The sequence below is a fragment of the Ruegeria sp. AF8 genome, from assembly GCF_056541825.1.
Map to the genome: position 1 here is coordinate 1 of NZ_JBQFYW010000075.1, position 1,243 is coordinate 1,243.

Genomic DNA, 1,243 nt, shown 5'->3' on the forward strand with positions numbered 1-1,243 from the left:
CCCGCCAGCGCCCGAAACCATCATCCCGATGGATTACAGGCCGACGATGCACTAACAATCAATTTGGACCAGTCAGATGAGGCTGCTCACCGGACATGCCATCCTGCCACCTTCACAGCAATGTGTTCTGAATTGTGCGGATGTGTACTTAGTGTTCGAGAAATTGTTGCCAGTGTCTGGCGTGAATCTTCTTTCAACAGCTGGGACGTTTAGGGCGGGAGATATAAGTTTTCCGTTTACGATGATGATCGACGAGAAAAGCAGGGCGCCCTTTTTGGTGAGCCCATTTGTCGACCTGGATGGAGATCTAGATGGAGATCTAGATGGAGATTTATATGAAGATATTGCACCACTCTTTTGTTTTGATGTAGTGAAGAAAGAAAACCTAAGCACAAAGAAATCCCAATCCCTGAACTCTAACAATCCCGATGGTTGTGGGCCTTTGGTCGGGGAATTGTTTCCCGGAGAATATGAAGTAACAATGCCTCGGCTAAACCCGATTTTTTGTGGCGTTGACGCAGGTTTCCCTGCTTGCACGGCAACTAATTCGAATGCTCGTGGATCTGGTCGACTTCAAGCTTTTCACACTCCCAAAGCGATCGCTAAAGTCGAGTTACCCGACGTGATCGAAAGTCCGACTGTTGTTCGATTGAATGGTTCAAAATATGAAGCTGTACTTGCTCCTGTTAGTCAGAGTAATTTAAAAATCGTCCCATCATCCCCGCGGACCAGAATAGAGATCCCCGTCGATCAGCCGATAATTCTCAGAACAGAATTTGACGAGCAGTTTAGTCGGGATGACGTGGCCGTGATGATAAGAGATCAGGACTTAGAAGGCTACACATTGCAGATTCTTAGTGAAGGAGAAGGGATTCGGTCCGATGTACCATTCGTGGATTCTTCTTCGTTCAATGAGAGAATTGTACTCGTACCAGCTAGGGAAGAAGAGGTGCGTCTTGTTGTTCGACAAGTTCAGCCCGAAATAAGAGTAACTGAGGAGAAAATAAGCGCTGAGCGCATCCTGCCACAGCTTACCTCTGCAGTAGTGGAGGCGGTTCACCATATTTTGGGCAGAGAAAGTGGGGGCACTGAAAACCCAAAGAAGGCAGTAATTGTTTTGCCAAAAGCACTAATTGATTGACTGAATGAGACTGAGCAGCCTCATCTGACTGGTCCAAATTGATTGTTAGTGCATCGTCGGCCTGTAATCCATCGGGATGATGGTTTCGGGCGCTGGCGGGCG

At 47.5% G+C, this 1,243-nt stretch carries 1 protein-coding gene; it reads left to right on the forward strand.

What is annotated here, in order from left to right; all coding sequences use genetic code 11:
- Positions 1 to 76: 76 nt before the first annotated feature.
- The gene (locus ACR0AO_RS25420; RefSeq protein WP_480609817.1) at positions 77 to 1,141 is read left to right on the forward strand and encodes a hypothetical protein; all 1,065 of its coding nucleotides are present in this window, start codon (positions 77 to 79) and stop codon (positions 1,139 to 1,141) included.
- Positions 1,142 to 1,243 lie beyond the last annotated feature (102 nt).

Coding starts and splice junctions, on each gene's coding strand:
- ACR0AO_RS25420 (WP_480609817.1), top strand. CDS start 77: ATGAGGCTGCTCACCGGACATGCCATCCTGCCACCTTCACAGCAATGT.